At 65.1% G+C, this 235-nt stretch carries 1 protein-coding gene; it reads right to left on the bottom strand.

Annotation, left to right across the window (positions count from 1 at the left end; genetic code table 11):
- A partial coding sequence (locus SB724_RS21835; protein WP_410573171.1) for an electron transfer flavoprotein subunit beta/FixA family protein occupies positions 1-235 on the bottom strand: 235 nt, incomplete at both ends.

The following is a 235-nucleotide window of genomic DNA, read 5'->3' as shown; positions in this document are numbered from 1 at the left end:
ACAGTCCAGGAGCCCGCGAGGCCCACCTGGGAGGCATCCACCCCGATGTCCGCCAGCGACAGGGACGCGATCTTCTTCTTCTTGGCCGCCAGGATGCCCTTGAAGTTCGGGTAGCGCGGCTCATTGATCTGGTCGGTGACCGACACAACGGCAGGAAGCTGCGCTTCAACCGTCTCAGAGAAAGCGCCGGCGTCACGGCGGGCGGTGACCTGGTTGCCGGCGACTTCGAGACTGG

Origin of the sequence: Bacillus sp. SIMBA_031 (assembly GCF_046535225.1) — a bacterium.
In the GTDB taxonomy this organism is placed as follows: Bacteria; Bacillota; Bacilli; order Bacillales; family Bacillaceae; genus Bacillus; species Bacillus velezensis.
The sequence above is the reverse complement of the archived record's forward strand: the minus strand, read 5'-3'. Positions and strand labels throughout refer to the sequence as shown.